This window comes from Alienimonas sp. DA493, assembly GCF_043951915.1.
Classification (GTDB): domain Bacteria; phylum Planctomycetota; class Planctomycetia; order Planctomycetales; family Planctomycetaceae; genus Alienimonas.
On the sequence record NZ_JBINJD010000021.1, the window covers coordinates 39596 to 47955 of the forward strand.

An 8360-nucleotide genomic window follows, 5' to 3' on the forward strand; every position below is an offset into this window, starting at 1 on the left:
GCTCCCGCCGCCGTGCGACCGAGCCCGGATCGCGTTCGCCGTATCCGCCTCCGCCCCGGACCGTTGCGTCCGTCAGGGCACGGTGGCGAACTCGCCGCTGTTCAGCAGGGCCCAGCGCAGGTCTTCCAGTCCGCCGTCGACCCGCACCAGCGGGGCCAGCCGGCGCCGCTCCCGGGGGGTGGGGCGCCGGGAGAGGGCGGAGAGGAAGACGTCGTCCAAGTCTTTCGGACGTTGGTTCTTCGAGGCCGCGGCGACCGCGGCGCTGAGCGCCTCGCCGTTCATCAGGGCCAGGGCCCGGGGGATGTCGGTCACTGGGGCGAGGTCCTCGCCGTTCTCGTCGTTGGCCTGCGGCCGCACGAACCCGGCGACCCAGGCGTCCCGGGCCCGCAGGTCGAGCGGCCGGCCGGAGACCGCGGCCAGCGAGTCGAACGTCTGCTCGACCGTCAACGGCTTGGGGTAGCAGCGAGTGAACAGCAGCGGCACGCCGGCGGCGGGGTCGTCGACGGCGTTCTCCTCCGTCGCCGCCCCGCTGAGCGAGTACAGCCGGGTCGCCGTCAGGGTCGCGTACAGATCCTGCACGTCGTACCCGGTGGCGACGAAGCGGTCGGTGAGAGATTCCAGCACCGCCGGGTACGACGGCGGGTTGTGCGGGCCGAGGTCGTCCACCGGATTGACCAGCCCGGCCCCGAACAGGTGGGCCCACGCCCGATTCACGAAGGCCTTCGCCGGCAGCCGGCGGTCGTCGGAGAGCAGCAGTTCGGCGAGTTTTTCGCGGCGGCCGTCCGCGGCTTCGACCGTCTCCCCGGCGTATTTGGGGAAGGTCGCCTGCATGACGCCGCGGCGGTCCTCGAAGAAGGTCGGCCCGCCCTCCGCCCGCGACTCCAGCGCCGCGACGCGGTCGCCGTCGGCCGTCGGCCGTTGCACGACGTCGGCGCCTTTGAAGAAGGCGTTCAACTCCCAGAAGCGTTCCTGCGACCACTCCTCCCCGCCGTTGTGCGGGTGGTCGTGGCACTGCATGCACTGCACCCGCGTACCGAGCAGCACCCGGGCCGTGACCGCCGTCGCCGGCACCGCCTGGTTGTTGACGTGGGCGACGAGGAAGTTCGTCGCCGGGGACTGCCGCACGTCGCCGGTGGCGGCGATCAGCTCCGCGGCGACGAGATCCCAGCCGACGTTCCGCTCGAACTGGTCCGCGAGGTGCGCCCGCAGCCCGGCCCGGTCCACGCCCGGCCGCGGGGCCCGGCCGACGAGGGCCGTCGTCCAGCGTTCGGCGAGGTGCGACGCGAACCGTTCGCCGGAGAGCAGGCGGTTCAACTCTCGCTGCCGCCGGCCCGGGCGGTCGTCGTTGAGGAACCGGGCGACCTGGTCCGGCGGCGGGGCGTGCCCGGCCAGATCCAGCCACGCCCGCCGCAGCCACTCGCCGGGGTCGGCCTCGGGGGAGGGGGGAACTTCCGCCTCCGCCCAGCCGTGGGCGAGCGCCGCGTCGATCGCCGCCGCGGCCTCCTCCGGCGGCACGACCTTCCCGTCGTCCCGCGAGGCGACCGCGGGCGTCGTCGGGGCGGCCGGGGCGCCGGGCGCCGGGTCGGTCGCCGGGGCGCCGTGGAGTTCGGGGAACAGCTCCGGCGTCGGTCGGGCGGGCGGTTCGACGTCCGCGACCGCCGCGCCGGGGGCCGGAGAGAGCGTCGGCTCGTCGGGCGCCGGCTGCGGTGCGACCGCGGCGACGCCGGCCGGGGGGCCGTCGTCGGCGGGCCGCAGGAAGAAAGTCAGCCCGCACAGCAGCGCCAGGGAGGCCGCCAACGTCAGCGGCGTCCGCCAGCGGGCCGTCTTCGCCGGCTCGGGGGATTCCGGGGTCTTCTCCGCCAGCGTGAGGGCCGGCAGAGCCGTGGAAGAGAGCGTGCCCGCCGCGTACGACAGCGTGCCGTGCACCGCGGTCAGATCGAGATACGCCCGCATCGCCGCGGGGTCGCCCAGCACCCGGGCCTCCAGTTCCGCCAGACCGGCCTCGTCCAGCCGCCCCTCGTGCAGGGCGTGCACGGCGTCGGCCAGTTCTTTCGGGATATCGGCGGGGGAGAGGGGGTTCATGTCGCCACCCCCGTCGTCGGGGCGCCGAGTTGGGTGAGTTCCCGGCGGACGCATTCCGCCAGCGTTTTCTTGATTCGACCGAGGGACTGATACACCGCGTTGACCGGCCGTCCGAGCATCGCCGCCACGTCCTTGCCCTGGACCTCCTCCCCATCGGCGCCGGGGGTGTACCGGCGGGTCAGCAGGTCGCGGTCTTTGGCGGACAGTTTTTCCACGCAGGTCTCCAGCACGCGGCGGCGTTCCTCCCAGAGGCCGGGGTCGGCCTCCGCCTCCCGGGCGACGGCGGCGACGAACTCGTCGGAGAACCGCAGCCGATCGCGGCCTTTTTTCTCACGCCACTTCAGCACCTCGTAGGTCGCCACGGTGGAACTCCAGGCGGCGAAGTTGGTGCCCGGCTCGAAGGTGTGGGCCTTCCGCCAGATGGCGAGGTTGGCGTTCTGCAAGATCTCCTCGGCGTCCGCTGGGCGGCCGACCTGCGACAGGATCGTCAGGAAGAGCCGCCGCTGGGACGCGGTGAAGTCACGGAGGAACTGCTCGTCGGGTTCGTGCATCATTTGTAGGGTCCGCTCTGCGGACCGTGCAGATTCGGTCGCGAATTGAGATTCGCGGTCCGCACAGCGGACCCGACGTCGACTCTCCCGATCACCCGATCAATTCGGCGATGGGGCGGCCGCCGTTGGCGAGCTTCATCGGCCGACCGGTTTTGGAGGTGTGGACCGTGTTCAGCGGGATGCCGATCGCCTGGGCGACGGTCGCCCAGAGGTCGCCCGGCAGGTAGCTGGGGCCGTCGACCCGCATGCCGTCCTCGGAGGTCTTGCCGACGGCGATGCCGCCGGTGAGGCCGCCGCCGCCGATCAGCACCGACCAGCTGCGGGCCCAGTGGTCGCGGCCGACGTTCTGGTTGATCCGCGGGGTCCGGCCGAACTCGCCCATGCAAACGACGACGGTGTCCTGCAGCAGGCCGCGCTGCTTGAGGTCCGCGGTGACGGCGGACAGGCCGGCGTCCAGCGTGGGCAGCTTGTCGGTGGACAGGGAGTTGAACACGTCGTTGTGCAGGTCCCAGCCGCCGTAGCCGACCTCCACGAACGGGACGCCCCGCTCGACCAGCCGGCGGGCCATCAGCAGACCGCGGCCCAGGCCGCTGGTGCCGTAGGCCTCGCGGGTCTTCTCGTCCTCCTGCTCGACCTTGAAAGCGTCCATCTGGGAGGAGGTCATCAGGTTGACGGCCTTGTCGTAGACGTCGGCGTGCGCCTGGGGGGCGTCGCCGCGGCCGCTCTTGATGAAGTTCTCTTCGAGCACGTTCAGCATCGCCAGCCGGTTCTGGAGGCGCTGCGGGCTGGTCCAGCGGTCGAGGGAGGCGTTGCGGATCTGGCCGTTGGAGGAGACCTCGAACGGGGCGTGCCGCATGCCGAGGTAGCCGCTCTGGCCGCCGCCGGAGGAGATGGAGATGAACGCGGGAATCTCCAACTGCGGCCGCTGGGCACCGATTTCGTAGCTGACCACGCTGCCGAAGTGCGGGTGCGTGGCGGTGACTTCCGGCCGGTAGCCGGTTTTCATGAAGTACCGGCCGCGGTCGTGGTCGGCCTCGATGCTGCTCATGGAGCGAACGACGGACAGCTCGTCCATCACCATCGCCGTCTTCGGCAGGTGCTCCGAAATTTGCAGGTCGCCCTTGGTGTCGATGGGCTTGAACTCGCCGCCGGTGTTCGTGCCCGGCTTGAGGTCCCACATGTCGATCGTGGGGGCGCCGCCGCCGAGCCAGACGAGGATCACGGCCTTGCCGTTCCGCCGCACTTCCTGCGCGTTCGCCTCCAGGTGGGAGAGGAACTGCAGGGCGGGCACGGTCGCGGCCCCGGCGGCCATGTGCCGCAGAAAGTGGCGACGGGAGGTCTGGTCGGTGGCGAACATCGGGGCGGACTTTCGGAAAACGGGAATCGGGAAGTGAGCGGGGGACAGGGGACGCCGAGCGGGTTCGCTAGTCCCGTCCGGCGGGCGACGTGAGTTCCGAACTCACTTCACGAACACGAACTCGTTGCTGTTCAGCAGGGCCCAGAACAGGTCCTGGTAGCCGTAGATGGGCTTTTCGCTGCCGCGGATCAGTTGGGCGGCGGCGGACTTCTCCTTGCTCGTCGGCTGACGGCCCAGCGCCGCGAGGAACAGGCGGTCGACGGCCTCCTCCGGCTTGTTCGTCGAGCCCAGCACGCGGTTCAGGTAGCTGCCGGGCTCGGCGGAGATCGCCTTGGAGGTCAGTTCGCCGTTCATCATCATCAACGCCTGCGGGATCGAGCCGTTGAAGGTGGTGGACTCGGTCAGGTCGTCGGTGCCGAAGGCGGTGACGAACTGCTGGAGCCATTGGCGCTTCTGCCGTTCGATCGCCTCCCAGTCGGAGTTGCCGGCCTTCTGGGCCTCCGTGGCGATCAGCAGGGAGTCGTACAGCTGCTCGGCGGTCATCCGCTTGACGGCCATGTGGCTGAACAGCGGCAGCTCGCCGGCGGCGGGGTCGTCGAACTCGTTCTCCTTGGTGGACCGGCTGGTCAGCTGATAGGCCTGCGAGTTGGTGATCCAAGTGATCAGCCGGCGGACGTCGTAGTTGCTTTCGATGAACTTCTCGGTCAGGAAATCCAACAAATCCGGGTGGCTGGGCGGGTTGTGGGGGCCCATGTCGTCCACCGGCTTGGTGAAGCCGTAGCCGTGGAAGTGGCCCCAGGTGCGGTTCACGAAGGCCCGGGCGACCTGGTCGGTGACGGTCTGGGCGGACTCGCTGGCCTGCGGGAAGCCCTCGTCGTCCGGCTCCAGCCCGGTCAGGGCGGTGGCGAAGGCGGCCCGGCGGTCGGTGTCCCGGCCCTCGCCGAAGGTCTTGCCGAACGCCTCGGGGAAGGCGACCTGCATCAGGCCGCTGCGCTTCTCGAAGAACACCGGACCTTCCAGCGGGCGGCGGACCAGCTCGGCGTAGACGAACTCGTTCTGGCCGGTCGACTCGTCGAACTCCTCGTGGTCCACCCGGCGGGCCGACTTGAGAATGCTGTTGAACTGCCAGAACTGGTCCTGTTTCCAGTCGTTGAACGGGTGGTTGTGGCACTGGGTGCACTGCACCTGCATGCCGAGCAGCAGCCGGGTCGCCTTGGCGGTCGCCTGCACGCCGTCGTCGTTGTCGACCATCTGGGCCAGCAGGAAGTTCGTGGCCCCGTTCTCCTCGAAGTGCCCCTCGGCGGTGATCAGTTCGAAGACGACCTCGCTCCACGGGAGGTTGCGGGCGAAGGCGTTGCGGAAGAACCGCCGCATGCCCAGGCGGCTGGTGTTCTCCGGTTCGCCCTGGCCGATGGCGAGGTTCGTCCAGACGGTGCTGAAGTGCCGGACGTAATCCGGACTGTCCAGCAGGGTTTGAATCATCTCCGCCCGCTTGTTCTCCGACCGGTTCCGCTGGAACTCGACCACGGTGTCGGCGTCGGGGATGTGGCCGCCGAGGTCCAGCCAGATGCGGCGGAGCCACTCCGAGTCGCTGGCGACGGGGGAGGGCTCGACGGCGTTGTCCTCCCAGCTGCGGGCGATCAGCCGGTCGATCTCCGCGATGATCGCCGCGTCGCCGTTGCCGCGGACGGGCTCCCCGCCGGTTTCCGCGGCGTAGGCCCCCCCGCCGCCGGCGCCGGGGGCGGACAGCAGCGGGGCCAGCGCGAGCGTGAGGACTGCGGCGAGCGGTCGGAGTGTCATCGGCGGGGCGGTTCGGTACGACGGACGATTGCGTACCGGGCGGGGGCGAAAGCACGCCCGGCACGACAGACTTACCCGGTCCCCGAAGCCCGGGTTCGTCGGAAAACGGCCCGATTCTCGGAATTCGCCCCGCAAAGTCCCCGCACTCAGGAGTTTCCCCATGGCCGACGCCGCCCCGCCCACCCTCGATTCGCTCAAGTCCGGACACTGCAAACCCTGCGAGGGCGGCGTGCCGACGCTCTCCCGGGGCGAGGTCGCCGAACGCCTCAAGCTGTTGACGGAGTGGGAAACCACCGACGACGGCGACGCGATCCGCCGGGAGTGGAACGTCGGCTCCTTCTCGAAGGGGCTGGCGTTCTTCGATCGCGTCGGGGAGATCGCCGAGGCGGAGGGCCATCACCCGGACCTACACCTGACCGGCTACCGGCACGCCGCGATCGTGCTGAAGACGCACGCCGTCGGCGGGCTGACGGAGAACGACTTCATTCTCGCCGCGAAGATCGACGCCCTCGGCGACCCGCGGGAGGCATAATGCGGAGCGTCGGCTCCGCCCGCCCCGCGTTCCCCCGACCCCGCCCTCCCCCGCCCCCGCCGTGCGCCTCGTCTTCACCCCGCTGCCGCCGGCGAACGGCGGGCCCCCGGTCAACCGGGCGGTGCCGCTGGACCGGCCGGTGCTGTTCTTCGGCCGGCACCCGGACTGCGACGTCTCCCCGCAGGGCAGCGCCAAGGTGAGCCGCCGGCACTGCTGCGTCGCGGAGGCCAGCGGCCGGGTGCGGGTGCGGGACCTGGGCAGCCTGAACGGCACTTGGGTGAACGACCGCCCGGTCCGCCGCGAGGCGCCTCTCGTCCCCGGCGACGTGCTGCGGATCGGCGACGTCGGCTACCGGCTGGAACGCCTGGAGACCGTGCAGGACGGCTCGCAGAGCGGCGTCGTCTCCATCGCCCCCACCGTCGCCGACGCGGTCCCCCCGGGCGGCGAACCCGGGGCGGACAGCTCCTCGGACGTCGTGCCGATCTGAATCTAAGGGGGAAGGGGGGAGGCGTAAGGCGTAAGGTGGGCGACGCCCCTGTCGCTCTTATCCCTTACGACTTTCCCTTTTCCCCTATGGCGCAAGACTTCGCCCCCGTCGCCGATCGCCTGTCCGCCGATGCGGAGGCGAACCGCGAGCGGTTGTTCGAACTGCTCCGCATCCCCAGCGTCAGCGCGGACCCGGCCCACCGGGACGACTGCCGGTCCGCCGCCCGGTGGGTGCGGGACCTCTTGCAGAATGCCGGCTGCACCGCGGAGCTGGTCGACACCGGCACGGCGGAGCGGCCCGGGCACCCGATCGTCTTCGCCAAGACGCCCCCGGTCGCCGGCGCCCCGACGCTGCTGGTCTACGGGCACTACGACGTGCAGCCGCCGGACCCGCTGGACCTGTGGACGACGCCGCCGTTCGAGCCCGCGGTGCGGCCCGGCCCCGGCGGGACCGAGCACGTCTACGCCCGGGGGGCGACGGACGATAAGGGGCAGATGCTGACCCACCCGCTGGCCGTCGCCGCCTGGCACGCCGCCGCCAGCGGGCCGCCGGTCAACGTGACCTTCGTGATCGAGGGGGAGGAAGAGGTGGGCAGCGACCACCTCGACGAGTTCCTCGCCTCGCACAAGGACGAGTTGGCCTGCGACGCGGCGGTGATCTCGGACACCAGCCAGTTCGCCCCCGGCGTGCCGGCGATCTGCTACGGGTTGCGGGGCATCACCGCCTGTGAGGTGACGGTGACCGGGCCGAAGGCCGACCTGCACAGCGGGCTGTTCGGCGGGGCGGTGGCGAACCCGGCGAACGCGCTGGCGAAGATCGTCGCCGGCCTGCACGACGCCGACGGCCGCGTCGCCGTGCCCGGGTTCTACGACGCCGTCATTCCCCCCACCGACGAGGAACGGGCCGCCTGGGCGGACCTGCCGTTCGACGAGGCGGCGTTCCTCGAAACGACCGGCGCCCCGGAACCGGTCACCCCGCCGGACGCCACCGTGCTGGAGGGCCGCTGGGGCTGGCCGACCTGCGACGTGAACGGCCTGACCAGCGGCTATCAGGGCCCGGGGCCGAAGACGATCATCCCCGCGAAGGCGTCGGCGAAGATTTCGTTCCGCCTCGTGCCGGACCAGGACCCGAACGCGATCCTCGCCGCCGTCCGCGAGCATGTGCAGAGCCTCTGCCCGCCGGGCGTGCGGGTCGAGGTGACCCCCTTCCACGGCACCCCCGGGGTGCGGTTCGACACGGACTCCGCCCCGTTCGAGGCCGCCCAGCGAGCGGTCGAGCACGCCTTCGGCACGGCCCCGGTGATGATCCGCGAGGGCGGCACGATCCCGGTGGTGCGGGCGCTGGGCGAAACGCTCGGTTGCCCGGTGCTGCTGCTCGGCTGGGGCCAGAACAGCGACGGCCTGCACAGCCCGGATGAACGGTTCAGTCTGGACGCCTTCCAGCGCGGGGCGTTGGCCAGCGCCCGGCTGATGTGGGAGTTCTCGCAAGTCTGAACGAGGCCCCGGTTCGCCGTCGCCGACAGGCGGCGCGCGTGTCAGAGCGGCTCGCGCC

At 71.2% G+C, this 8360-nt stretch carries 7 protein-coding genes; 3 read left to right on the forward strand and 4 right to left on the reverse strand.

Translation table 11 applies throughout. From position 1 onward, the window contains the following. Positions 1 to 72: 72 nt before the first annotated feature. The 4 genes from ACG2DA_RS05305 to ACG2DA_RS05320 all read right to left on the reverse strand — a co-directional run bounded on the left by ACG2DA_RS05305 (position 73) and on the right by ACG2DA_RS05320 (position 5790). On the reverse strand, positions 73 to 2082 hold the full coding sequence (locus ACG2DA_RS05305) for a DUF1549 domain-containing protein (protein WP_395254433.1): 2010 nt from the start codon (positions 2080 to 2082) through the stop codon (positions 73 to 75). After that, positions 2079 to 2636, reverse strand: coding sequence for a sigma-70 family RNA polymerase sigma factor (locus tag ACG2DA_RS05310; RefSeq protein WP_395254434.1), 558 nt, complete (start codon positions 2634 to 2636; stop codon positions 2079 to 2081). The genes ACG2DA_RS05305 and ACG2DA_RS05310 overlap by 4 nt, the downstream gene beginning before the upstream one ends. Before the next feature lie 88 nt (positions 2637 to 2724). Next, a complete protein-coding gene (locus tag ACG2DA_RS05315) occupies positions 2725 to 3990 on the reverse strand; it encodes a DUF1501 domain-containing protein (RefSeq protein ID WP_395254435.1) in 1266 nt (421 codons plus the stop codon). 102 nt (positions 3991 to 4092) lie between these two features. Beyond that, positions 4093 to 5790: a DUF1549 and DUF1553 domain-containing protein gene (locus ACG2DA_RS05320; RefSeq protein WP_395254436.1), complete on the reverse strand. Its 1698-nt coding sequence runs from the start codon at positions 5788 to 5790 to the stop codon at positions 4093 to 4095. 160 nt (positions 5791 to 5950) lie between these two features. Between ACG2DA_RS05320 and ACG2DA_RS05325 the strand changes: the two genes are divergently transcribed. The 3 genes from ACG2DA_RS05325 (at position 5951) to ACG2DA_RS05335 (ending at position 8302) form a co-directional block, all read left to right on the forward strand. Further along, positions 5951 to 6322, forward strand: coding sequence for a 4a-hydroxytetrahydrobiopterin dehydratase (locus ACG2DA_RS05325; protein ID WP_395254437.1), 372 nt, complete (start codon positions 5951 to 5953; stop codon positions 6320 to 6322). A 61-nt stretch (positions 6323 to 6383) separates the two neighbouring features. Next, entirely contained in the window at positions 6384 to 6809 is a 426-nt protein-coding gene (locus ACG2DA_RS05330; RefSeq protein ID WP_395254438.1) for an FHA domain-containing protein, read from the forward strand. Positions 6810 to 6895: 86 nt separating this feature from the next. Beyond that, the gene (locus tag ACG2DA_RS05335) at positions 6896 to 8302 is read left to right on the forward strand and encodes a dipeptidase (RefSeq protein ID WP_395254439.1); all 1407 of its coding nucleotides are present in this window, start codon (positions 6896 to 6898) and stop codon (positions 8300 to 8302) included. Positions 8303 to 8360: the final 58 nt, after the last annotated feature.